The 25,855-nt window shown below is 39.3% G+C and carries 20 protein-coding genes; 5 read left to right on the top strand and 15 right to left on the bottom strand.

The genetic code is table 11. The annotated features are described in order from the left end of the window. Positions 1-2: 2 nt before the first annotated feature. From AC0UA9_RS15280 to AC0UA9_RS15255, 6 genes are read right to left on the bottom strand one after another with little or no spacing between them, the layout of a single operon-like run. Positions 3-944: an acetaldehyde dehydrogenase (acetylating) gene (locus tag AC0UA9_RS15280; protein WP_475661268.1), complete on the bottom strand. Its 942-nt coding sequence runs from the start codon at positions 942-944 to the stop codon at positions 3-5. Between the two features lie 10 nt (positions 945-954). After that, positions 955-1,731, bottom strand: coding sequence for a 2-keto-4-pentenoate hydratase (locus AC0UA9_RS15275; protein ID WP_475661266.1), 777 nt, complete (start codon positions 1,729-1,731; stop codon positions 955-957). Positions 1,732-1,756: 25 nt separating this feature from the next. Then, the gene (locus AC0UA9_RS15270) at positions 1,757-2,644 is read right to left on the bottom strand and encodes a VOC family protein (protein WP_475661264.1); all 888 of its coding nucleotides are present in this window, start codon (positions 2,642-2,644) and stop codon (positions 1,757-1,759) included. Between the two features lie 56 nt (positions 2,645-2,700). Continuing rightward, on the bottom strand, positions 2,701-3,945 hold the full coding sequence (locus AC0UA9_RS15265; protein ID WP_475661262.1) for an NAD(P)/FAD-dependent oxidoreductase: 1,245 nt from the start codon (positions 3,943-3,945) through the stop codon (positions 2,701-2,703). Further along, positions 3,942-4,250, bottom strand: coding sequence for a bifunctional 3-phenylpropionate/cinnamic acid dioxygenase ferredoxin subunit (locus AC0UA9_RS15260; RefSeq protein WP_475661260.1), 309 nt, complete (start codon positions 4,248-4,250; stop codon positions 3,942-3,944). The genes AC0UA9_RS15265 and AC0UA9_RS15260 overlap by 4 nt, the downstream gene beginning before the upstream one ends. Before the next feature lie 12 nt (positions 4,251-4,262). Continuing rightward, positions 4,263-5,093: an alpha/beta fold hydrolase gene (locus AC0UA9_RS15255; protein WP_475661259.1), complete on the bottom strand. Its 831-nt coding sequence runs from the start codon at positions 5,091-5,093 to the stop codon at positions 4,263-4,265. A gap of 195 nt (positions 5,094-5,288) precedes the next feature. Between AC0UA9_RS15255 and AC0UA9_RS15250 the strand changes: the two genes are divergently transcribed. Next, positions 5,289-5,855, top strand: a complete 567-nt coding sequence (locus AC0UA9_RS15250) for a TetR/AcrR family transcriptional regulator (protein WP_475661257.1) — start codon at positions 5,289-5,291, stop codon at positions 5,853-5,855. A 425-nt stretch (positions 5,856-6,280) separates the two neighbouring features. Here AC0UA9_RS15250 and AC0UA9_RS15245 read toward each other — a convergent pair whose 3' ends face one another. Continuing rightward, positions 6,281-7,567 carry a DcaP family trimeric outer membrane transporter gene (locus AC0UA9_RS15245; protein WP_475661256.1) on the bottom strand — a complete coding sequence of 429 codons (1,287 nt, stop codon included), beginning with the start codon at positions 7,565-7,567 and terminating at the stop codon, positions 6,281-6,283. A 315-nt stretch (positions 7,568-7,882) separates the two neighbouring features. On the opposite strand from AC0UA9_RS15245, the gene AC0UA9_RS15240 reads away from it, so the two are divergent. Continuing rightward, entirely contained in the window at positions 7,883-8,458 is a 576-nt protein-coding gene (locus tag AC0UA9_RS15240; RefSeq protein WP_475661254.1) for a TetR/AcrR family transcriptional regulator, read from the top strand. Between the two features lie 146 nt (positions 8,459-8,604). On the opposite strand, the gene AC0UA9_RS15235 is transcribed toward AC0UA9_RS15240, so the two are convergent. The 4 genes from AC0UA9_RS15235 to AC0UA9_RS15220 all read right to left on the bottom strand — a co-directional run bounded on the left by AC0UA9_RS15235 (position 8,605) and on the right by AC0UA9_RS15220 (position 14,761). Further along, positions 8,605-9,396, bottom strand: coding sequence for an aspartate dehydrogenase domain-containing protein (locus AC0UA9_RS15235; protein ID WP_475661252.1), 792 nt, complete (start codon positions 9,394-9,396; stop codon positions 8,605-8,607). A gap of 91 nt (positions 9,397-9,487) precedes the next feature. After that, the gene (locus AC0UA9_RS15230; protein WP_475661250.1) at positions 9,488-10,360 is read right to left on the bottom strand and encodes a DMT family transporter; all 873 of its coding nucleotides are present in this window, start codon (positions 10,358-10,360) and stop codon (positions 9,488-9,490) included. A 565-nt stretch (positions 10,361-10,925) separates the two neighbouring features. Further along, positions 10,926-13,490 (bottom strand): glycoside hydrolase family 3 protein, encoded by a 2,565-nt coding sequence (locus tag AC0UA9_RS15225; RefSeq protein ID WP_475661248.1) that lies wholly within the window; start codon positions 13,488-13,490, stop codon positions 10,926-10,928. After that, on the bottom strand, positions 13,490-14,761 hold the full coding sequence (locus AC0UA9_RS15220; protein ID WP_475661246.1) for a sugar MFS transporter: 1,272 nt from the start codon (positions 14,759-14,761) through the stop codon (positions 13,490-13,492). The genes AC0UA9_RS15225 and AC0UA9_RS15220 overlap by 1 nt, the downstream gene beginning before the upstream one ends. Positions 14,762-15,067: 306 nt before the next feature. Between AC0UA9_RS15220 and AC0UA9_RS15215 the strand changes: the two genes are divergently transcribed. Continuing rightward, on the top strand, positions 15,068-16,330 hold the full coding sequence (locus tag AC0UA9_RS15215; protein ID WP_475661243.1) for an AraC family transcriptional regulator: 1,263 nt from the start codon (positions 15,068-15,070) through the stop codon (positions 16,328-16,330). Positions 16,331-16,440: 110 nt separating this feature from the next. On the opposite strand, the gene AC0UA9_RS15210 is transcribed toward AC0UA9_RS15215, so the two are convergent. Next, entirely contained in the window at positions 16,441-19,488 is a 3,048-nt protein-coding gene (locus tag AC0UA9_RS15210; RefSeq protein ID WP_475661242.1) for a TonB-dependent receptor, read from the bottom strand. Between the two features lie 115 nt (positions 19,489-19,603). Continuing rightward, complete coding sequence (locus AC0UA9_RS15205; protein WP_475661240.1) at positions 19,604-22,105, bottom strand: carbohydrate-binding protein; 2,502 nt, start codon at positions 22,103-22,105, stop codon at positions 19,604-19,606. A gap of 577 nt (positions 22,106-22,682) precedes the next feature. Here AC0UA9_RS15205 and AC0UA9_RS15200 point away from each other — a divergent pair. Next, entirely contained in the window at positions 22,683-23,285 is a 603-nt protein-coding gene (locus tag AC0UA9_RS15200) for a YqaA family protein (RefSeq protein WP_475661239.1), read from the top strand. Here the strand turns inward: AC0UA9_RS15200 and AC0UA9_RS15195 are convergent. Further along, positions 23,259-24,458, bottom strand: coding sequence for an acyl-CoA dehydrogenase (locus AC0UA9_RS15195; RefSeq protein WP_475661238.1), 1,200 nt, complete (start codon positions 24,456-24,458; stop codon positions 23,259-23,261). The two genes, AC0UA9_RS15200 and AC0UA9_RS15195, sit on opposite strands and share 27 nt — an antisense overlap. Positions 24,459-24,654: 196 nt before the next feature. On the opposite strand from AC0UA9_RS15195, the gene AC0UA9_RS15190 reads away from it, so the two are divergent. Continuing rightward, entirely contained in the window at positions 24,655-25,485 is an 831-nt protein-coding gene (locus tag AC0UA9_RS15190) for a LysR family transcriptional regulator (protein WP_475661237.1), read from the top strand. Positions 25,486-25,492: 7 nt separating this feature from the next. Here the strand turns inward: AC0UA9_RS15190 and AC0UA9_RS15185 are convergent, their stop codons facing one another. Continuing rightward, positions 25,493-25,825, bottom strand: a complete 333-nt coding sequence (locus AC0UA9_RS15185) for a DUF2956 domain-containing protein (RefSeq protein ID WP_475661234.1) — start codon at positions 25,823-25,825, stop codon at positions 25,493-25,495. Between the last annotated feature and the right edge of the window lie 30 nt (positions 25,826-25,855).

The following is a 25,855-nucleotide window of genomic DNA, read 5'->3' as shown; positions in this document are numbered from 1 at the left end:
GTCTATTCTCCCTCGTTTACTTGTCTGGAAATGGCAATTTTTTCTGCAGTTTTAAGCGCTGCCGAAGTCATTATGTCTAGATTTCCGGCATAAGCAGGTAAGTAGTGAGCGGCGCCTTCTACTTCAAGAAACACAGACGTTTTTAGGCCACTTTTTGAGCCAATCCCAGGGATGTATAAAGGATTTTGAGCAGTGTAACGCTCAAATTGTACGGTTTGTTTTAAACGGTAACCCGGTACATAGCTTTGTACTGACTGCACAATTTCATCAATACTTTTTGCGATGTCTACTTCACTGCCACCTTCAGAAAAGGTAAAAACAGTATCGCGCATTATCATGGGGGGCTCTGCTGGGTTAAGAACAATGATAGCCTTACCTATTTTTGCTCCGCCCACGGCTTCAATAGCCTTTGAGGTCGTTTTAGTAAATTCATCAATATTTGCGCGGGTGCCCGGACCTGCCGATTTTGAAGAAATTGAAGCCACTATTTCAGCATAAACCACAGGCGAAATACGTGACACGGCATGAACAATAGGAATTGTAGCTTGTCCGCCACAGGTCACCATATTGACATTTAATTGGTCAAGGTTTGCATCACCATTAACCGCTGGCACAATAAATGGCCCAATTGCTGCGGGTGTTAAGTCAACAATAACTTTACCTGCTTCATTGCAAAGTTTTGCATGCGTTGCGTGTGCTCCGGCTGAGGTGGCATCAAATACAACCCCTATTTCATCCCACTCAGGCATCAACATCAGCCCTTTTATGCCTTCATGAGTTGTTGCTACTCCCATGTTTTTTGCGCGTGCTAAACCATCTGAGCTGGGATCAACACCCACCATAACGGCCATACTTAGCGTTTTAGATGTTCTCAATATTTTAATCATCAGATCAGTGCCAATGTTTCCTGATCCTATAATGGCTACTTTTGTGTTAGCGTTCATGCTCATCCCCTTAGATAAAACTGACTGAAACGTTGTTTAAGCCATCAATTGTTGCGGTAAACTTATTATTGGCTTGCACTGGTACCATAGGACCTAAAGCACCTGATAACACGACATCACCAGCGCGTAGTGGTTGACCATTTTCAATCATAGTATTCGCTAACCACAGCGTTGCCAGTAAAGGGTTTCCTAGACATGCTCTTCCTTCCCCTTCTGATACTTGCTCGTTATTCTTAAAGAGTTTCATCGTGCAATTTTCAAGGTCTAATTGACTCAGAGGAACAGGTGTTGTGCCAATGATAATGCCGCCATACGAGGCATTGTCAGCAATAGTGTCAAATAAAGTGATGTCCCAATTTTCAACCCGGCTATCAACAATTTCTAATGCTGCTACGGCATAATCAACCGCATTAATAACGTCTATAATGGTAAGGTTTTCTGCGTCGAGATCAGCTTTCAAAACAAAGGCTATTTCAGCTTCTACTTTGGGTTGAAGAAATTGGTCTGCAGGCAGTTCAACCCCTGAGCTGTAACAAGTGTCAGCATAAACCATACCGTAGTCAGGTTGGTCAACGCCTAGCTGCGTCTGCACAGCCTTGGAAGTTAGTCCTATTTTACGGCCTATTGTTTTACGGCCTTCTTCGCTCCAACGTTGATGGTTTGCTTGTTGGATCTGGTATGCCAATGAAATATCAGGTGTTTCTACTTTGTCGCGCAAAGGTGAAACCGCTTTTCCGTCATACGCACTAAACAGTGATGTGGCTAAATTTAAAATTGTATCATTCATAATGTAAGGTTCTTGTCTCTGGTAATTATTTACGCGGTGGACGTTGAAATTTATGTCCCCAAGCTGAGTTGGTATGGTGTACTTTTACATGCCAACTATCGTCATCAACTTCTATCGCTCCCCAGCCAAATTCAACATCGAAGCCTGAAGGTGTCATGGTATAAAAAGACAGCATTTCATCATTTGAATGTCGGCCAAGGGTAAAAGAAAAGTGCGCGCCATTTTCAGTTGCGGCGTCCATTGCACGGCCAACATCATCAATATTGTCAACTTGAAACATAATGTGCGCTACTTTTGCAGGGATAGGGACTGGGGCAAGCGCTAATGAATGATGACGTCCATTACATCGTAAGAAAGTAATGTTTAATGGTTTGCCAGGTACTACTTCTGTATTGATATAATCTGTTATTTTAAAGCCTAATAATTTAGTATAAAAAGCTTCCTGTACTTCATGGTTCTTTGTGATCAAAACAATATGACCAAGCCCTTGTTCTCCGGTAATAAATCGAAAACCTTTAGGACTAACAAAGGGTTTATTAGTGACTTGTAACGGCCCATAAAAGGCTTCACAGCATGTGCCATCTGGGTCTTTAAAAGTAATGAGTTCTTTTACCTGTCGAGTGTTCGCTAATTCGACTGAGCCTACTTCAAATGCAACACCTTGTTCATTGAGTCTGCGCTTTAAACTGTCTAAAGCGTTTTTGTCGCTCACTTCCCAACCGACATAGTCAAGATCATCGTGATCCGATTTTTTCAAATGCACTCGCCATGCATAAGCATCAATACGAAGATACATATCACCTGTTTCATCTTCCGTTACACTGACACCGAGTACATTTTCTGCATAGTTTTTCCATGCAGTTACATCGGAAATGGAAAAGCCAAGATAGCCTAACGCTTTTATTTCTGACATTTTTACTCCCCTCTTTTATCGTTTGTTACTTACTATTTATTTTTATTGTTTATGTTTTAGCCGCGCATTAATTTTCGCAATGGTAAGTCGGTATCGACTAGCTGCGCAGGTGTTATATTGACCTTGTTCTTAATCATGCGCATCGCTGCTCTGACTGCATTGGGGTTGTTAACACTCACCGCCCCAACCACGCGATTATTCATCACACTGAAATAAACAGGCCACTCCCCTTCATGTCGCACCACTGAATATTGTTGGTCTGATAAAATTTCACCTGCCATTTCAATATGTAGATCACCTTGATCTGACCAAAACCAATCAACTATTTCGTCAGGCAAAGGCTTATTTAGTATAGATGCCGCTGCCTTTTCACCTTGATGCTGTGCTGATTGCCAGTGCTCATGGCGGGTAACCAACCCTTCGGTATTCACAACTGCGGCAACATCGCCAGCGGCATAAACACCTGAGTATTCAGTTTCTTGGCCTTGATTAACTTTAATCCCGCCCCGCGTTTTGCTGACGATTTTTTCACACACGTCAGCAGAAAAATAAGGCGTTTCAGGCGCCATACCTACGCCCATAACAATTGAGTCAACGTTCAGTGGATCGCTGCCATCTGAAAAGACAATTGAAATGCTACCGTCTGTTTGTTCAACAAACTTACTGATACGGCAATTTGAAGTCAGCTTGATGCCATCGGCGCAATGATGAGCCACAATTTTTTGACACAACTCATTGGGTAAAATGTGTGATAAAGGCAGTTCAACTGCATCTAACCAATGCACCGCAGCATTAAGCTTTACTAAGGAAGCAGCTGTTTCCGCACCAATAAAGCCGCCCCCTATAACAGCCACTCTTGCTTTCGCTTGAATGCTATCACGTAGATTAATAGCATCTTGAAAGTGTCGTAAAACCAATACTTGTGGCAAGTTAGCGCCCGTTATGCTCAAACGCCTTGCTTCACCACCCGTTGCCAAAACGATTGCATCAGCAATAAATTCTTGCCCTGAATCAAGTATGACTTTACGTACAGCAGGCAATACGCTGGTAACACGCGTGCCAAAATGGCTCTCAACATTTAATGCTTCTAACTCTTGAGCACTGATGAGCACAATATCTTCACTCTGCAGCTGAGGGTTAATTAGTGCCTGTTTAGACAGTGGTGGCCTTTCATAAGCACCATACTTATCTTTATCAATTAAGATAATACGACCCGTAAAATCGCCTTGACGTAGTTGCCTGATACAACTAATACCAGCGGCACTGCCCCCAACAATAATGACGGATTTCACTGCACTCATCGTTGAACCTCTATATAAATTTCGCCTGCTTTAATGTCTACAATATGAGTACCAACGGGCTTTATCGCAGGAGGATTATCAGGTGTGCCTGTTTTGAGGCAAAAAACCGACATGTGTAATGGGCATTCAACGGTGTCACCTTCAACAAAACCATCACAAAAAGAGGCTTCTGCATGAGTACAGGTATCATCAATAGCATAGACTTGACCACTCTCACCACGAATAATGGCTATTGGCGGCTTAAATTGGTCAAGTCTAATTGAGTCGCCAATGTCTAATTCGTCTAACTTACAAACATAAAGCATAGGATCACCTGTTTATTTAGATAAAAAATGATTAATGACTAACTGTAAAAATTCTTTAGGTCTTTCTGCCATGACCCAGTGACCACAATTAGCAAAGATATGCATATCAGCATTGGGCATTGAGCGTCCTAATTTGAGCCCCATTTCAGTGGGGACAACTTTATCTTCTCGGCCATGAAGTACTAACGCTGGGTGATTTATTTTCGCGACAACATGCTCTGGCATACCTGAAAGCTCAGTGTCACCTTCTTCATTGGGTTTGATTAATAGTTTACGCAGCCCCTCTTGCGCACCTGGAATAAGACTAGTTTGATAACGCTCTTCAACCAGTTCATCGGTGATTGTTTCTGCTAAGAATGGAAAATGCGCCATCGCTTTACGCATGTTTTCACGTGATGGGGTGTAATCCCAACCAGAGCGCAACCCTGGTGTCATCAAGAATTTGTCACATGGTGTGCCCATTAAACACAATTTTTCAAAGCGCTCAGGAAAACGTGCCGCGGTAGCTAAAGCTAGCGAACCGCCAAAAGAGTTACCAATAACATGCGCTTTATCGATACCTAAGGCGTCCATAAAGCCTAATAAGTGTTTGCCCCAATGCTTAATGTCGTAAGCAAAGTCACTTGCTCTCTCTGTATGTCCGAAACCCGCTAAGTCAGGCGCGATTACTCTAAAGTGCTTGGCTAATTCAGGCATCACCTTGCGCCAATTTGTGCTTGCTGAAACACCGGGGCCAGAGCCATGCAACAAAAGGAGTACCTCCCCTTCACCCATCTCTAAATAGTTTGTTTGTAAACCAAACGCTTCGATTATTTTACCTTTACCAGACTCAGTTATTTGCATTTTATTTGTTCCTTTACATCAATTTTGACGAGGTCGTGTAATGTTTCTATGGGTATTACATTAATCCAAACCCAACCACTATGTCAATACGCATGCGTATGTTTTTCTATTTCTTTTGATTTTTAGCCATAAGCCCTAATGTTTTTATCTAAAATAGAATACAATCTAGCCCTTAGAGAATTATTGGAGTGAATAATGAGTTTAACCGATAAAAACCCTTCAAAATCAAATGCACTTACCGCAAGTGATTGGGTGGAAATTGCAGAATCTGAACTGGCTAAAGCCGGCATATCAGCGGTAAGGGTAGAGCCGTTAGCTAAAAAACTAAAAGTGACCAAGGGGAGCTTTTATTGGCACTTTAGTGGCCGACAAGAGCTATTTCAGAAGATATTAACCAATTGGCGTACTCGTTCTACTAACGCCATAATAGAGCGCTTAAGTGATTCAGACTTATCTCACAAAGCACAATTGAAGCAACTATTCTTAATACCGCAGAAAAATTCAAAACACAACCATGCGGCAGCACTTGAGCGCGCGATTAGAAATTGGTCTCAAAGTGATTCAAACGTCACAAAAACAACAAAAGAGGTTGACAATCATAGACTTAAATTTATATCAGGGAATTTTGAAAAGCTAGGGTATAGCGAACAACAGGCTGCTCTTAAAGCCGCTTGTTTTTACTACACCATGCAAGGAGTTAGGGCGGTAGGTATAGATTACAGCGATACTCATCTTGAAGAAATATTTGAACTATTATTGTAACAAACCCCATTTTTTACTGATCGCTAGTCGCGACGTCAGCCACCGCTTCCAGCCAGAAAATGGAATTTAGAAAAACATACAGAACTGTACTTAAGTGACCTGCTGTTATTTACCAACTAACGGCAACCAACAAAAGAATACACAACGACATATTACCTTATCGTAACTAACCAATTAGGCCTGTGCAAATACCGTTAGACAATCACCATAAGACAAGTACTATTACCTCTGGCCGAGGGTAAGTAATATCATAATAAACATAGGGATATAGCTAAATACCTTAATCGTTTTTATCATATTAAACCAACCATTCATGTAGGCGTTTTCTGAACATCAGATTAAAAAGTTTGACTATATAAATAGTCAAACTTTTTATGAGTAAGCTTTTTATTCAGCAGCACTTAACTTAGTGAGCCAGGCATAGTTTAAAAGTTAAATTGTGCCGTCATTTGCCAACGGTATACATCTTTCGTCAGTCCATCTGCATGCTCAATACGGTATAAACCATACTCTAATCCTAGTGTAGTCTTGTCGATAGGGTCCCAAAATACATTCGCTTGAAATGTTGAGGTTTTATCTATGGAACTCGGTGAGAATTGAGCTAAGTTTTGCGCCGATTCTGTATGCGCAAGGGCGAGAGTAGAGCGTAAGCCTTTTCGCCAAGTATGGCTATAAATAGCTGAGGCACCTTTGGCCATAAAAGCATGCAATTTTCCATTTTCAACATAGGTGTCAGGGTAAGGACCAAGCTCTAAATAACGACCTAGTGCCCCATAGTTTGCCTGCACACCTAAACTACCACGCCATATCGGAAAGCGTGCTGTTACGCTCATCGCACCGCTAATGGTAGAGTCATCAAAGTCATTTGATAGACGATTATCCATCGTAAACTTTCTCGCCAATACCGCAACGCCTGCTGTCCCCCAGCTGCCTTTAAAGTCTACACGGCCTGTTAAATCTGGTATGAGCTGATCATCTTTATTGGTATCCTCCACATCACCTGCTATTGTCACTGACTTACTTTCATAAGGGTTTTCTGCCGAAACACTCCAACTTCCGCCGTCAAATTGGCTGGTATATCTCACCTGAGCTTGGCGTATAAATAACGCATTAGCATGTTGGCCCAGATTCGCTAGTTCTCCTAATGAAGCAAAATTAAGAAAGTTAGTATATGACTGACCAATGAGCCAACCATCATATTTGACATAGGCTTGACGCATGCGAACACCATAGCCATTTGTATAGTTTTCATCACCACCGTTGCCGAGCATATCTAATTCGATATGTGTTTGCATTGCTTTACCAGCCACCGGAGTGATAGTGTCAAAGCTTAATTGACTTCGACGAAACGACATATCAAAAGTATCTTTTTTATCTGTTCCTACCACTGTGCCATTAAGTACCGGAGCATAGGTTGAGAAATTACTATCAGTTATACCAGCCCCACTCTCAATAACGCCGGCATCTAAGTGAACAAAGCCACTAATTTTAAATTCAGTGTCCGAACCTAACACACGAAAGTAGCCCGGTGTCACTGATGATATACCTTGTTGAGCAACTTCTTGATTCGCTTTAATCTCTTGCAATGATTGTTGAAGAAGCGCTATCTCTTTTTCAAGCTTTTGCAACTCCCCACCATCTTCAGCATACACAACTGAACTCATTAGTAGAAAAGACATTAATGCAGTATTTGTTTTTATTCTTGAGTGCATACACACAACCCCGTAATGTTTTGTTTTTTATAAAGTTTATTGTTTTTGTTTATTGTTACCACCTTAGGTTATATCTAAGGCAGCTAAATAAACTTAACATACAGTTGTGTATTTAACAATAAGTGGCGATATCATTTAATCGTGATCTATATCATTAAAAACTCGGTAGCTGCACCTATTTTTATGAGTTAAATAGTGTATGATCTAGACTTTATTACTATTAAAACAAGTCCGCTAAGTACGTTAGCACTTACTAACAAATGGTTTTTTAAAACGATAAAAAACAGATCTGATTTAATAATAGAGAGACATACTGTGAAAAAATGTTTAACAAAAGACGATTGGATAGAAGCAGCCATGAATGTTTTAGTTTCAGGCGGCGGAATTGATCATGTTAGGGTGGATAAATTAGCAAAAGAATTAAAAATCACTAGGGGGAGCTTTTACTATCATTTCAATAATAGAGAAGAGTTATTAACTGCCTTATTAGAAAAGTGGCGAATTAATGCAACAGAGTCTGTCATTTCTAACCTACGTTTCAAGCATACTGACCCTAAAGCGCAACTTAACAGCCTTGCGGCTTTACCATTTAAAGGCAAGCGTGCTTTTGATGCGGCCTCGACAGAGTTAGCTTTGCGCGCATGGGCTAGACGAGATAAAGTGGCTAGAGCTACCTTAGACGAAATTGAAAGTTATAGAATTTCTTTTATTCAATCACTGTTTTATGAAGTAAACAATGATAAAAAGCAATCTGAAGATCTCGCATTTTTATTCTACTCCTACTTAATAACAAGCTCACTCTCCTCTACCGATAGTATTGAGTCTAACTCACAACATCAAGGAAAGAGAATTGTAGACTTGTTACTTTCATGCAATTGCAAAGACTGCTAGCTGCATTACAAAGACTGTGGCCTTGCTTTTTATAACTCAAAAGACCTAATAGCGGCACGAAAAACATTAGCCGCTATACCCGCCTTTAAAACGTAATAACTTATGAAACAATAATTTCTACAAGCGCTATCACTCGTAAATTATGACTACATAAACACAACCGGCGAAGCGGCATTGTTAAGGGTGGCGACAACACTCCAAGCGGCGATCGCATAGTCACCCGACTTAATTGTTAAGTCTAGTTCAACCTTGTCACCTTTAACTTCAATTCGATAGTCATCGCCAGTGAAGTTAGGCTCGGCGTCAATATTAAACTTAGTTTTTTCAGGCCCTGCACTGGCGAGTGAAGTGGCATAAATAACATTAAAAACCCAAGGGAACACTTCTATAATTTTCTTGGCGGTGCCGGTGAACACTCTTTCTGTTTTAGTTATGTTCATCAAACCCTTTTTATTGAACGGAGTTCTCGCAATAAAATTTGGTGATTTTTTAGAAGTAATGGTTACATCAATTGGGGTTGGGCTCATAAATGCAGCGGTTTGTAAAAGGTTAAAACCACCGGTTGCGCCACCAGCGACGTACAGTTTAGTATTGTGCTGTGCTGCCGTTTTTACTGTGCGCTCGTATAGTTCAACATCGGCAAATGCGGCGGTAGATAAAACAATAAAGTGTGCACCACCTGCTAGTATTTTTTCGCCATAATCAACCACTGATTCAGCTGATGCTGCTTCTGCGACAAAGTCTGGTTTTGACGCCAGTAGTGCGTCAATATCTGTGTATGCTTTACAGTGAAAGTATTCTGCAAATTGCTTGGCTCTGTTTGGGTTTCTCCCTAATACTGCTACCAGTTCATAGTCTGGTAAAGCCCCATCTTTTACTGCTTTAGCGATAGTTTGGCTTAAATAACCACAACCAATAAGTGCTAACTTCTTCTTCATTTTTAACATTCCTATTAATTCTTTGCTATTTCAATGAGCATTTATACAAAATTTATATTGAAAATACGTTACCGCGAATTTTGTCAACCGATTAAAAACTAAGTCGCAGAACAATAACCCCGATAAAGGCGGTGGTCAGCCCTAAAATCTCTTGGCGAGTAAACGAGTCTTTTAAAATAATGCGTGAATACAATAGGATAATTAATATATTCATGCCTGAAATAGCTGACACTAAGCCAGTATTGCCAATGGCAAAAGCCGAGATTATGGCAACCATACCAGCAACATTGGTTAAGCCTACAAGTAGCCCACAAGAGAAGGTTTTTATGCCTGACCAACTAGGGCGGTTGTCATTAGGGTCGCTCACTACTTTTTTGCGTTTTGCTAACCAACTAATAGCAAACAATAAGCTACCAAAGCCGAACATTGAGGTTAACGTGGCGAATATGTCAGCTTCGAGTAACGTTGATTGCTTACCTAATAAATCATTAAAGGAAAAAAATAATGCTGCAAGCAAGCCCCATTGTGCTCCTTGTAAATTGGTTAATGAAATATCATTCGAGTAACGAATAATATAAAGGCCACCAAAAATAATGAAAAAACCTATTAATTGCAGTGTTGTTAAGGTTTCTTGCCATAATAAAAAAGCAAAACCCAGTACAAATAACGGTGTTAACCCTGACAAAATGCTAATCAGTGAGGCTTTACCCGTTGCAAAACCTTTATGTAAAAAAGCATTGGCGGCAAAAGAGCCAAAGCCCAATGCCAAGCCTACGGTAAGATCTTTCCAGCCATACCATTGTTGGCCTAATAAGAGCACGCCTGAACTACTGATGATAAAGCCAACAAAAAACACACCGAATAATAATAAATTACGGTCCATTCTTTTCTGCGATGTCCATTGATACATGATTCCTCGTGCACCAAAACATAGGGTCGCGAGCAATGCATAAATAATCCACATAATCTAAATGATTCCTTTAAAAATGAGCTTGAGATAAGCCCGATGAGATGCTGCCAGTAAAGCGTATAGCCAATAAGGTCTTTGCATCATTTAATTAAAAATTGTTAACGTAGTAGTGATGTATAAAAACTGAGGGAGCCCCGCTTTTAACAGTGGAAAACCAAAGTCAGTATCGTTTCCTTTGATTACTGTTCACAGCATGTTGCCTGTTATTCAATTTAACGACTAATAACAAATAATGAAATTCACTACCGATAATATCCCGTCTATTATATTGATTTTAAAAGTGCTTATAAATAACTATAAATGGTATATTACATTTCATATTTGGTATCAATCTTAAGACACACTTTGGCTTGCTCTACTGTGGTGCTTGCCGGTAGGCGAAATTGCATGAACAACAAGAGTGAAAGTACCTACCTGTTACAATATTAAAGGGCATTATCTATAAAAAATGCCTAGCGGCGCAAACCGACAGGCATGTATAATTTTTTATTATATACTGGAGTATCAACTAAATTTCAATATCACCATTGTTGTACTGTTTGATAAACCATTATGCGAATTACAAATCACATGACATCAAGCCTGATGATTCAGTGGTCGGCTCAATACTTATACGGCTAACATCAATATTCATACTACTTGATGTTTCCAATTCAAATACATTTACAACTCTAGCAAACTCTACTGGCTGATCAGCAAAACATGACAAATCAATTTTCACTTCTTGCCATTGTTTAATTGGTAAGTCATTGAGCTTTTGATTAATATCAACCTTCTTTTTACAGTTATTTTCGCAAGACACACTAATGTTAACAGCTAAAGACGGTGCTTTATTTACTCTTACTGATAAAGTTAGGTGGCTTTCTTTTTCAATGTAAGACCTTAAATCCTGAGGGAAATGACTGTCGCTAGTAAATGATATACCCGCTGTTTCGCTACCATCAAAAATCAAATTACGTGCATCTTCTTGCACTACTCGATCGATTGTACGATAAACTATAGCTCCATGTTCAATAATATTGCTGTCTATTCCTCTGGTTTTTCTATTTGAAATTAAGTTTAAATTCCATGGCTTATACGTTTTACCACTAAATATCTCCATCGATGAAGGGGTGATATTACTTGCATCAGTTGTTTCTTGAAGGTCATTAGCTAAAGTACTTTCACTCGCGTATGTAAGCCCAAACCCATAAGGTAGTAGTGGCTCATAATCTTTATCGAAACGATTAACCGCCGTTTGCGTTGCACTTAATGGCCATGAGTAAGATAGTTTGCCAATAAAATCATTATTTATCTCACCATTTTCAGTTCTTATTATTACATCAGCAATACCTTGCCCTTCAGAGCCTGGCAACCAAGCAGCAACAAAAGCATCACTCGCATTTAATTCAGCATTAACCCACATAGGACGCCCGCTAATGAAAATGGAAACCACAGGGATTCCTTTATCTTTGAAAGATTTAAGTAACGCTAAATCTGTTTTATTCCCGCGTTGGTATTCTAGATTATCTATGTCACCATGCCCTTCAGCATAAGGCTCTTCACCAAAAACAACAATTGCAACATCAGGTTTTTCATTGTAAGTACCATCGACACTTAATGTGGCTTTACCGCCAGCTAATTTAACTGCTTGCTCAATACCAGAGAATATTGAAGTAGCACCAGGAAAGTCTGCATTTTTATTACCAGTACCTTGCCATGTGATTGACCAACCACCGGATTGCTTACCAATATTATGAGCCGCATCGCCAGCAACTAAGATATTTTGTTTAGGTGATATAGGTAATATATGGTTATTATTTTTAAGTAAGACAAGTGACTCTCTTACCGCTTGGCGAGCAACTTTTCTATGATGTGAAGAACCAATTAAATCAGTTTTTCCTGAAAAAACACGATTTTTGGGGCTTGGTTTATCAAATAATCCGGCACGAAGTTTAACTCTTAAAATACGACTAACTGCGTCGTCAATACGCGACATTGGAATTTCACCAGCGACCACTTGCTTAATAGTATTTTCATATAAAGGTTTCCAAGCATCTGTGGGGACCATAAAAATATCCAACCCAGCGTTAACTGATTGTGCACAACTCTCATTAGTACAACCTTCAACTTGACCGTGCCCATTCCAGTCACCAACCACAAAGCCATCAAAGCCCATTTTATTTTTTAGCACATCCGTTAAAAGGTATTTGTTACCGTGGTTCTTCTTACCATGCCAGCTATTAAAAGAAACCATAACAGATTGAGAACCTGCATTTAGTCCACCGATATAGCCTTGGGCATGAATATCAAATAACTCTTTTTCAGTAGCTATATTATCACCTTGATCGTCACCGCCTACAGTTCCACCGTCGCCTAAAAAGTGTTTCACCGTACTTATAACGCGCTTGTTACCTAAAAAGTCTTTATTGGCATGGCCTTGCAAACCTTTAACTATTGCAGCGGAGTAGTTTTTCACTATTTCGGGGTCCTCTGAATAACCTTCGTAAGTTCGACCCCAACGATCATCTCTAACAACAGCAACTGTTGGCGCAAAAACCCAATCAATGCCTGTAACCATAACCTCTGTTGCTGTTATTGAAGCAATACTTTCAATCAAGTTTACGTTGTTAGCCGCGCCTAGTCCTATGTTATGTGGAAATAACGTTGCACCGATAACATTATTATGTCCGTGTACAGCATCAGTTCCCCACATCGTAGGGATAGTAGAGCCATCAAGGCTGTCATCAATAGACGCCTGGTAGAAGTCTTCAGCTAACCTAATCCAGTCTTCAGGGGTTGCATGTTTATTGTTATCTGGAAATGCCCCACCACCATTTAGATATGATCCAAAGCCATATTTACGCATGTCTTCTACTGTAATATCTCGTATTTCAGGCTGAATCATCTGAGCGACTTTTTGTGGGAGCGTCATGGTAGATAAAATCGATTTGATTTTACTTTCTACTTCATCATCCTGCTTAACCTCACTCTGCAATTCAGGCCAAAAATTAATATTGTGTGTGGCGTTTACATCTGTTGCTTTTGATATGCTGCTTATATCTTTGCTACTGCAACCCAACAAAATAGCCGTGGTAGACATTAGTACTATAGAATAGGTTGTTATTTTAGTTTGTAAGTTCATTAGAAACTGACCTTTTTAGTTTTTGGAACGCTACCTTTTAAACCGTAAAAAACGATAAAAAGATAACAAAATATAAGTAAAACGAATGAGTGCTGAATACCAACATCATCAGCTAGCAGACCCTGTAATGGAGGTATTATTGCACCACCAACAATAGCCAAACATAAAATCCCTGAGCCCTGAGAAGTCAACTTACCCAGTCCAGACAATGCTAGAGAGAAAATGGTAGGAAACATGATTGAATTACATAAGCCCACAATGAGAATTGATGCCATTGCAAGCTGCCCCTCAGCTAAAACTGAGGTTGCGATAAGGAGCATAGCCAATGCTGCATTTATTGCTAAAACTTTACCTGCTGGCACTTTTTGCATCACAGCAGCACCAATAAATCGACCTACCATGGCTCCTCCCCAATAATAAGCAATATATTTCGCCGCCTCTGCTTCGGCTAAACCTGCTATTGTGGGTTCATTAAAAAAAATCACTAAAAAACTGCCTATTGACACTTCTGCGCCAACATAAAAAAATATGCCTGCAGCACCCAAGACAAGATGTCGATGTTCCCATATATTCTCAGCTACTTTTGATGTGTTGATATTTTCAGGTTCTTCATTTTTAATCACAGGCAGCTTCAACCAAGCAAAGACAGCCCCTAACATAAGAAGCATGCTGGCTAATAAAATATATGGCATTTGTACAGCTTCAGCAGAGCCACCTACATGAGCCATTTCACCAGCAACATAATCTAGGATTAAATAGGAACCGAAAAAAGGCGCTACAGTAGTACCTAGTGCATTAAATGCTTGTGTTAATGTTAATCGAGAAGAGGCTGTTTTAGGATCCCCAAGTAAACTAACAAATGGATTAGCCGACACCTGCAGAACAGTAATACCACTTGCTAAAATAAAAAGCGCCAATAAAAACAAGGGGTAACTTAGGAGAGCAGCTGCTGGATAAAACCCTAAACACCCTAATGCTGCAATCACTAACCCGGCGACGATTCCTTTTTGAAATCCTATTTTTTTAACTACGCCACCAGCAGGAAGTGATACTAAGAAGTAGGCACCAAAAAAACAGGATTGAATTAACATTGCCTGAGTGTATGAAAGATTAAATACTCCTTTTAAGTGTGGGATTAATATGTCATTTAAACAGGTAATAAATCCCCACATAAAAAATAAAGCTGTTAAGGCAAATAAAGCAAATTGCTTTTTTGCTGGTGCTTGTTGTCCTGATAAGGCGCTAGATCCAGCTGAACTATGAATATTCATATAATTCTCATTGAGTAAAGTTTCAGATAAGTACGCCCAAAGGCAGTTAAGTCGATTTTTATAGTAATGTGTAAAGTATGTCGTCCGATTAAATAACTCGAACTACAATTTTTATTTTTTGTATCGTATGAGTAAATATTTCACTTAAGAACCATTTGACTTTTAAAGGGCTGCAGGTGATATTTCGATATTTCAACGTAGGTATTAATGCGAGCTATATTTACTTGCCTTTATCGCACTTAGAACCATTGGTTAAGCGGTGAGTCAGGTAAATTCACATGAAGTTTTATATTAATATTATTTAATGTGGATAATTTTTATTTGGTTCTTGCAACCACTTTAAAGCGTGATATCCTGCCAGAAATAAATCTACTGAAGCTACTTTTAACAACGATGAGTCCCTTTGAATTTCAATCTGTATTGTTCAACTTTCATGATGTAATACTGTTAATGACTACACTACAGTGTTTGTTTTTTGGCACTTTGTTATATGTAACAAATACTAGCCGGTTAAAGAGTACATTCTTCCTTGCTGCCTTTCTTTTTGCACACGCTTTAATTCCAGCAAATGAATTAATCATGTGGGGTTCTGAATTTAAATTTCAGATCAGATTTAAGTTACCAGAAATTTATTTCATTCCTCAAATGGCTTATTTTATTGATGGCCCATTACTCTACTTATGTATTAGATCACTCATCTATAAAGACTTTAAATTAACCAAATTAGACCTTCTTCATTTAATACCTTTGGTTTCTTATATTGTCTTTATGGTGTTTGAGTATTACCTGCGTTTTTCCTTTGAACAACGCCAACAGTTACTGCTAGACGAGTCATTTGTATATAGTGCTGGCTATGTTAGCGTGGAGTTCTTTAGTAAGTTTATACGTACTTCGTATGCTGTCTTTTGTTTCATCTTAATTAGTAAATATAACCACCTTTTACAAGATAAGTATTCAAATATAGATAAAGGCCATATAACTTGGTTAAAAAGCCTTGTGCTTGGCTTTATGTTGGTAATGATTTCAGAAACAATGCTGTCAATTAGTAAAGTGATTAACTTATTTAAACCATTTAATACCGAGATATTCTCTAATATTGGATTAACTGGAAATTATACGTCATTTATATTGGTGAATTTGTTAGTTTTTTCAGCTATGCGCCATTTTTTAACTTTTGAACAAGTCACTAATATAAAAACCGTTAAGAAAAGTGCTGACGATGCCTTCATTAACCCTGATAGGGCTGAGGAAGTACATCAAGAAATGTTAAGGAATAAAGCCTTTATGGAGCCAGATATTACCCTTGAAAAACTCGCTGAAGCTCTGTCAATTATACCGCGAGATTTATCGATGATGATTAACCGACACTTCGGTATTAATTTTTATGAGTTTGTCAATAAATACCGCATTGACGAAGCGAAGAAAATGCTAATTGACCCAGAATGTAGTGCTAAAACAATCACGGATATATACTTAGCAGTAGGATTTAATAGTAAGTCTGTCTTTTATACTTTCTTCAAGAAGTTTGAAAATATGACACCCTCACAATACAAAAAGAGTGCGTCGTAAGTTACTGTAAAATTGTGCTGCTACCACCCAACAGCCTGCTCCTTTATAAATTTATAACAAGCCACGAGATGTCGTGGCTTGTTAAATAAATTAAATGCTTCAAAAAACACTTAAAACGAATAACGAAGGCCAAGGTTATAACGAGCATGACCTACTGAGTACTGTCGTACTTGATAACTAGAACGCCCATGAATTCTTTGATCTTCTTCTGTTAAATTGATTCCCTCAATAAACACAGAAAAATTATCAGTGACCTCGTAACTGATGTTAGCATCAATCTGAAAGTACTCTTCAACAAATCTAGGATCTCTTGCTGCCGACTGTAAATATTGATCACGCCAGTTATAAGCTATTCGTGCTTGCAAACCATCTTTGTCATAATAGGCAACTAGGTTAGCGGTATTACTCATTCCAGGAACAACCCATTGCTCCTCATTTAGATTAATATCGTAAACCAAATCGCTTTCAACTATTGTGTAGTTAGCTTGAAAGCCAAAGCCTGATTCGCCAAAACTATGTTGAATGGCAAATTCCCACCCTTTAACTGTTGTTTTGTTTTGGTTTACAGGCATGGTTACATCAAATGTAGCAACAGGATCTGTCGCTAACCCGGTAACAACCACTTTGATATCATCACCTTCGCCAGCAACTTCTACATTGACTTCATCTCCAAAATTGTCAGCAAAATAACGATTAAGCTCTTCATTATTAAAGCTAATAGTAGGGTCTCCACCAGTAAGAGCCTCTACAGCTTGGTCGTATAATGCACCATCAATAGGAGAAGTTAGATCTGAGAATAGCGTTTGATCTTCAAATGTTTCACTGACAATGAAATTATCAACATCTTTAGTCCAATAGCCAAGAGACATATAACTTACATCGTCGTAATACCATTCTAAAGAGAAATCAAAGTTGTCTGACTCCATAGGCAATAAAGCTGGGTTACCTCTACCGCCACCGCCACCATCAGCACCATAATAATAAATATTTAATGCTCCTTTTAAATCATTATACAAGGGCCTAGTTATTGTTGTGCTATAGGATGCTCTAAAGTAAACATCTTCAATAAACTCAATATCAAAATCGATACTCGGCAATAATACATCGTACTCCCCATCAATTTCTGAAAAGCCAACAATTGTATTACCGTCGGTATCCTTCTGTTGATAGAGGGCAAAGTTGTTATCGATTATGCTCCACTCAATTCTATCTTGTAGAGGGACTAAAGCTTCAGAGTGCACATCGGTTTTTTCGTAACGTAGACCAACAAAAAGGTTCATTGGCATATCAAATGGTTCTGCAACATAACGGCCTTGCACATAAACTGAAAACGTTTCTTCTGTTGTTACTTCATCTAGATCAAAGTCATAAGACGGACAAAAACCTGTTAAACAAGGACCCCCATCGGATACAGTACCATGTGCCCCTGATCGCAATAACGCTTCACCCCGGGCAATTAAACTATCAAAATCCCAAGTGAAAAACTCTGTTACTTGACGAGGATCATTACTGCCCTCAAGACTATCGTAAACACCAGCTATAGTGTCGATAGTTAATAAATCAGCTATATCACCCGGTGTACCCACACCACTCCAAGTGTTTCTTGCAACGTTTGTAGATTGCCCTCTATTAGTAACTTTTACAGTGGAAACACCAAAGTCAATACTATGGCCATCATCAAATTTATATACAGTATCAAATTGAGCCTGTTCAACATCCATACGATTTTTATAACTGCCAAAATTACTACCTGATAATTGCATATCATTAATATCGAGAGAGTCTATACGTGTGATTTGGTTATAAGAATTACGCTCCCCTAACTGAACCTCTAGTACAGGCATTCCGTCGGCGCTAAAGTAACCTGAGGTAGTAATACGGTTCAATGAGGCTACCGCAACAGACCCCCCCGAGCCATATTTACTATTAGGCTTTGATTGACCGCTGGAATCATGATAATCAAACGTTATGGATAAGTCATCCGTAGGTAGCCACTCTAAATTAAAACCTAATGACTTATTCTCATCAACGGTTGCATATACTCCAACCCCTTGAAGGTTGTCGTTCGAGCAGCCAATTAAACTATAAGTGGTTGGAGACCATATCTTTCCTTCTTGTACCCATACAGATTCACGTGTTGAACAACCAGGGTCAAACCAAGCAGATACATCTTGATGTTGATAGTCTTGTTGATTTTCAGCATACGTATAATCAAGTGTGGCAGTTAAGCTTTCAATAGGTCGCCACTGTAAACTTAATTGACCGTTTATACGTTCACGGGTGAAGTCATCTAGGTTGTACTGAATATTAGTTGGAATAGAATAAATTCCATCATTGACTTCGGTCGGAAAGTTAATGGCCGAGGGGTCACCAACAGCAATAGAGCCCCATTCAGCATCATCAACTTCATCTATAATATCTTGTTCTGTAACAAAATTGCGACTCATGAAGTCTTGGGTTGTCACCGACTGTTCGCCACCATCTCGCTTTTGATAACTTAATGATAAAGACACACCAAATGTATCATCAGCAAAAGTATTACTATATAAACCAGCCAATTCTGGAGTGAAGCTACTACCTTCTCGAGTGCCCGAATCGTAAACCCCTTTCATTGTAAAGGCACCTTGCTCACCGGGTTTTGATAACGGTTTAAAGGTTGATACATTCACTACCGCACCAATACCACCTGTAGCTACATTTGCTCGACCGGATTTATAAACTTCAACAGCTGAAACGCCTTCTGATGCAATATTACCAAAATCAAAGGAACGTCCGCCTGTTGTAGGCATTTGACGGTGATTGAAGGTAACCATATTAAATTCAGGACCAAAGCCGCGGACAGTTATTTTTGAGCCTTCACCTTTGTCTCGTTCAATAGCTATACCTGTAATACGTTGTAAAGATTCTGCTAAATTGGTATCAGGAAATTTACCAATATCTTCTGCTGAAATACCATCAACAACACCTTTTGCTTCACGCTTTAAATCCATAGAACGTAATAAACTGCCGCGTATACCCGTTACTTCTATAACTTCTATTTGTTTAGTTTCTGTTGGTAATATTTCATTGGCCATTTCTTCTTGTGCATAACTTGATGCGCTAAATATACTTGCAATAGCGATAGCAAGGGTGTGTAGCTTGAATTCTTTTTTATACATAATTATTTACCCCTAATAAGACTACTATCTTATGAATTTTTATCGTAGTCTTCTTTATTGATTCAACTTACTTCCCCGTAATTTAAGGTTAATAACGAAGAAGTGATAATGCCGTTTAGTTTGTGATCTTGATCCAATTAATGTTAATTGAACCGTCAATAAAATCGAAACGTAAGGTTTGCTCACCTTGCAGCAGCTCAATCGTTGATGTTTGAGATAGGTATGTTTGCCAGCCACCTGTAGGCTCTACTGTTTGGCTGTCAATTACATTGCCACTAGAAGATAACTCAAAACCATCGCTTCCTGAGTCACTCGCTAAACGGTATTCAATGTTGTAAATGCCATCGGCAGGAATATTTATAATGTACTCCAGAGAGTCACCAGCAGCGATAAAGCCCACATTTTGTCCACCACCTTCATCACCACTATCTTCAATGGTTATGTCAGCACCAGTCGCATTGTCATAGTCTTCAGCTTCAAGAAATATTTCAAAGATGGGAGTAAATAATTCTAACCAGTTTAGGTTCACAGACCCTTCAATGAAATCTAATCGCAGGGTATGTGCACCTGCTGTCATATCAAATTCTGCAGATCTTTGCGTTAAATATGTTTGCCACCCACCTGTAGGTTCAACTGTTTGTGTATCAACCACAACGCCATCAACCGACAATGTAAAGCCATCACTTCCTGATTCAGTGGCTAAACGATAATCAACGTAATAGGTACCATCAGCTGGCCCTGAAATGTTATATTCTAAAGAGTCTCCTGCCGCGATAAAACCAACATTTTGCCCACCACCTTCGTCACCACTATCTTCAATGGTTAGGTCAGCACCAGTTGCATTGTCGTAGTCTTCAGCCTCAATGCGAATACTGGGTGCCGCTGAGCCAGCTTCTTCTTGAATTGCTAATGGCGCTTGCACGCAGCTTTCAGACGAGTGACAAGTTAATTGAATATTGTCAAGTTGAAAATGCACAGCATCATGAGTTTCAATAGTTAATAAGGAGCTTATATTACGGGTATCTAAAGGCAGTGAATCACCTTCAACAATACCTGCTAACCAAGTTAACCAATCAGGAGCAATAAAGGGTGAGTTAATAAAATCATCAATAGGAATAGAGTATGTCACCCAAGTGTCTAAAGCTAAATCAGTGGTATTCCATACCAGTACTCCCATATAGGGCCAACCACTCTCCATTCTGATATCGAAAGTATCGGTTAGCGTATTAGCGCTATCTATATACATATCAAAGCTCAACACAGCATTGTGTCCAACAAGCTCAATTCCTGGAGCAGAAATATTTATATTGCTATCGCCACCTGTTGACGTCACATCAATTACTAAGTCATGCTCGTCTTCTAAGGAGATTATTTTTATAATTGAATCATTAAAGCTGCTAATGGTTAACTCAATAACATCATCTGTATGTTTCCATACTAGTGGACTAAGAGGCTGTATTTCATCGTCATCTTTATTAAAATAACCATCAACAAATATGTCGGTCGTTACAACAGCAACTTCAGGAATTTCGTCAGAAGCTAATTTATCGATTGAAGGGGTTGGGTTTGCACAATCAGTAAGCGCTAATGCAACCTCAGGATCACAAGTCCAAACATTAACAGAGTCAACTAACATTGTTACTGCTTCTGGATTATTATTTGTTAGTTCAATAACCAATTGCATATCTTGGTCAAAAGGGCCTGCAATATTGCCCACACTAAATACATTAGCAATCACTTCATCGTTGAGTAAGTTGTAAGCCCATGTATTGATCCTATTAACCGTATGAATATGTGTTCCATCAAAATACCAACGAATAAATTTATCACTCCATTCAACAGCGTAAGAATGAAATTCAGTTGAAGCTGCTGTTACCGAGTTTGAGTTATATTCAACGCCGTTGGTTAAACCTAAACCATAGTACGCTGCTGCTATCATCGAATTATCAATAGCTTCGAACGCAGTGAGTTTGTTACTACCATCGTATATATCAGCCATGGGAATAGCCGAGAAGGCAGACAAAACATTTGTACCAACAGGCACTTGAATACTTGCTTCAAAACGCCCCTGAGGTAATACTGGTAATGCTCTGATAAACGAGGTAATGCCTTCACTTGAGGTAAGTACTAAGCTGCCATCTACAATGGTTGCATTTTCACTATACCATTGAGTATTATCTAAATGGGTAGTATCAAAGTCGTCATGCCATACATTAACCCAACCTGCTTCGGCTGGTGTTTCGTAATCACTAATGACATCAATAGTTAGTAATGCACTATCAGTTTCACCTGTTGCCTCGTGTGTAACGATATATCTATATGAATCTTTTCCTGAGAAATCAGGGTTTGGCTTATAAGTAAAAGTGCCATCAGTGTTAAAAGTTAATTGCCCATTTCCTGTTATATTGTCATCAGCTAAGGCGTAAGTTAAACCTTCTCCCTGATCATTTTTACTGACATCATTTTCAATCATATCTCCATCTTCTAAAGCTTTAACTGTTTCACCTATGGCGAACAAATTACGGCTTACATTCTCATCAACGTCATCCTTACCACAACCTACTAGGCATGTAGCAACTATTACCGGAAATGCATGTAGTATATTTTTATTAATCATTTATAACCCCTGTTACTCTTCTCTCATTTTTATTTTTAGGGAACCTAATATTTCCTATCAACCAACTCCGTTGACATCTACCTAATGTGTTATGCGTAAGCAAGCTTATGCCTATGTTGAGCAAACCATAATTAGGTATCATCAATTTTTACCTTAGTTATTATTGTTAATCGTTCTGCTAGTGAACTCGAACAATAAAAAAACCGCATAGTTTAGTTTGAGTAAGCGTATTTTACTTGAACCACTTGTTACATGTGGCTTAGAAGGGATAATGTGGTGGTTGACTTATGTAAATGAGGCTACTTCAAAATGAAGGATATTAGCAGAAACCGTACCTGCTCTATCATAAATAGTACTATCACCAACTGCACAGTTATACGCTTCTTCTATGACGCTGGCGATTAAAAGTGAAAGACTATAAGAAAAAATAGCAGAAGAATACACTTGATAACCTGTTAGGTTTTAATAAAAAATTTACAGGCAATTTAAATTTAGTTATCTGATAAAGTTACAGTAATATAAAATCAATAGCTCTCTAGATGACCCAAAGCCATCGATCATTATTAACGTAAGGCCTATGACTATTAAACAGAAGATAAAACAAAGAACGCGCCAGTTTATCGACTCTCACTATATGCTTAGTGGCATTAGTGTCGCGTCTTTTTTAGAATCCACTATTGTACCTATACCTTTAGAGGCAGTGTTAGTGCCTTTAATGCAATCGCGTCGTGAAAAGTTATGGTTGATTGCACTCATGGCAACGTTAGGTTGTGTGGTAGGGGCTTTATTTGGTTATGGTATAGGGTATTATTTATTTGACGCCATCGGTGATTGGGTTATTACTACATTGTCAACTCCTGAACAATTTGACGCTGTGCAGCAAAAAATACACGATCAAGGGTTTTGGTTTGTATTAACCCTTGGCATTGTGCCTGTTCCGTTTCAAGTTGCTATGCTTGCTGCTGGCGCGGCTAAATACTCACTTGCTTTATTTTTAGTTGCCGCAACGATTGCGCGCACTATCCGGTATTTTGGTTTAGCTGTTATCGTATATTATGCCGGTAATCGAGCTGAGCGCATTATTAGCAAGCATAAAACCAAGGCAACAATTGCTTTAACAGTACTCGTGCTAGCAGTGTGGGGAGTGAGTGTATTAATAAAAAGCCTGAATGCCGGTTAGAGCACGGCCTAAAATTAATGCGTGTACGTCATGAGTTCCTTCATAAGTATTTACCGCTTCAAGGTTCATTACGTGGCGAATAACATGAAATTCATCGCTAATGCCATTACCACCATGCATATCACGTGCAATGCGCGCAATGTCTAACGCTTTACCACAAGAGTTGCGTTTAACCAGTGAAATAGCCTCTATCGCTAATGTTCCTGCATCCATGAGGCGACCCACTTGTAAGCAGGCAAATAAACCCGTGGTGATCTCAGTTTGCATATCAGCCAATTTTTTCTGAATAAGTTGAGTAGCCGCTAAAGGTCGGCCAAATTGTTCTCGGTCTAAGGTGTATTGACGGGCGGCATGCCAACAAAATTCTGCGGCACCTAACGCGCCCCAAGCAATGCCGTAACGGGCTTTATTTAAACAGCCAAACGGCCCCGCCAGCCCTTTAGCGTTAGGTAGCATGTTGTCGGTAGGAACAAAAACATTATCCATAACAATTTCGCCGGTAATTGACGCCCTTAAAGAAAATTTACCATTAATTTTAGGGGTGCTTAAACCTGTCATACCTTTTTCCAGAATAAAGCCACGGATCACGCCGTCGAGCTTGCCCCAAACAACAAATATGTCGGCAATGGGCGAGTTCGTTATCCACATTTTGGTGCCAGTTAAACGATAGCCTCCGTCAACCGCAACCGCTTTGGTTGCCATACTGGCTGGGTCAGAGCCTGAGTTAGGCTCGGTTAAACCAAAGCAACCAATATATTCTCCTGTTGCTAATTTAGGTAAGTATTTCATGCGTTGCGCTTCACTACCGTAGGCATGAATGGGGTGCATTACTAACGATGACTGCACGCTCATTGCACTACGGTAACCACTGTCTACCCGCTCAACTTCACGGGCAACTAAACCATAAGTGACGTAATTTACGCCAGCACAGCCGTATTTTTCAGGAATGGTTGCGCCTAATAAACCCAAGGCCCCTAATTCACGCATTATTTCAACGTCAAAATATTCATTGCGATTAGCTTCTAGTATTCTTGGCATAAGCTGGTTTTGGCAATATTGGTGCGCGCTATCACGAACCATGCGCTCTTCTTCTGACAATAAAGACTCAAGTAATAAAGGGTCTTGCCAGTTAAAGTCAGGACGTTTGTTTGCGTTAGCGGTTGAGTTCGACATATGAAAAACACCTTGAGTAAATAATGTTAATGGTAGTTTTAATAATTAATGAGCTATTAACTATTTTGATAGTAGTTAAAACTTAGCCAAAGATAAAATATTCATTTTCTTTATCTGGTATAGCTTTTATCTATATCAATGCTTTTTATAACGCTTTGAGCGATACTTGCCTAGTTAATACTAGGTAAGTGAGACTATGGACTTAAAAAGCTTGCAGTACTTTGTTGCTGTTTATGAAAAACAAAGTTTTAGTGCCGCGGCCAAAAGTTGTTTTATTGCACAACCCTCAATTTCTGCCGCCATTAGGTTGTTAGAGCAATCGTTAAGGACTTCTTTATTTAGTAGGCATGCTAGAGGTGTTACGCCAACAGACACAGGTGAAAGGCTTTACCCCTTAGCAAAACAACTGCTGGGGCAAGCAGAAGCAATAAAAAATATTTTTACCGGTGAAAGCATTAACAAAAGCTTTAATTTAGGCGTAACGCACGGCCTTGGGGTTGAGCGTATGTCTGCGTTACTAAAAGACTTCACCGCTGCACAAGAATTAATGCAGTTAACCTTAGTGCCGCACCAAGCAACTTGTGATGCGCGCATTATCATGAAGGAAGAATTAACAGAAACGGAGCATTACCTACCACTGTGGCAAGAAGAATACCTGCTGGCATTACCTTATAACCACGTACTTGCCCTTAAAAACTCTATTTCACTGCAAGATTTAGACGGGCTGCCTTTTATTAAGCGTAGCCCTTGCACCGCGTGGGACAGCTTAAATGACACATTAACATTAGCCGGTATTACCTTAGACATCAGGGCTAAAATTCAAACCATAGATTATGCGCTAGGGCTAGTACATGCAGGGTTAGGCTGTGCTTTGGTACCAGCGTCACCTGAAATACTGAAAAAATTCGACATTGTTTTCTTACCTATTAATGGTATACAGCTGCTGCGAGAGGTTGTATTAGCCTATCAAACCCCCTCAGGCATTATTGACACGTTAAAAAAGCTGATTGTAAAGCATAGGCGATAACTTTTAATTATACCGTGACAATCCCAGTGAAATATAAATAACAACCAATAAAACCAAGCCAACTTATTGCTAATAACACCCATGGTAACAGGCTGTTAGCTGAGTTAGTTGCAGGCGTACCCTCAACATCGTCAGGTTTATCCGCAGCGACTTTTAATGTACTTTTACGTGCTTTGTCGCGCTCGCGTGCTTTTATTTTTTGCTGTTTTTTATACTCAGCAATGCCTTTTTCTATGCCCTGAGCCACTAACTTAGTTTGCGCTTTTGTTTGATTAGGTCGCTGCGTACCTTTAGCAATTTTTATTGCTTGTGCTTGTACTTCTTTTGATATTTTAGTCATATGAGTGATGGTTGTACTTATTTATATTAA

Source organism: Colwellia sp. F1 (assembly GCF_056238625.1).
The sequence above is the reverse complement of the archived record's forward strand: the minus strand, read 5'-3'. Positions and strand labels throughout refer to the sequence as shown.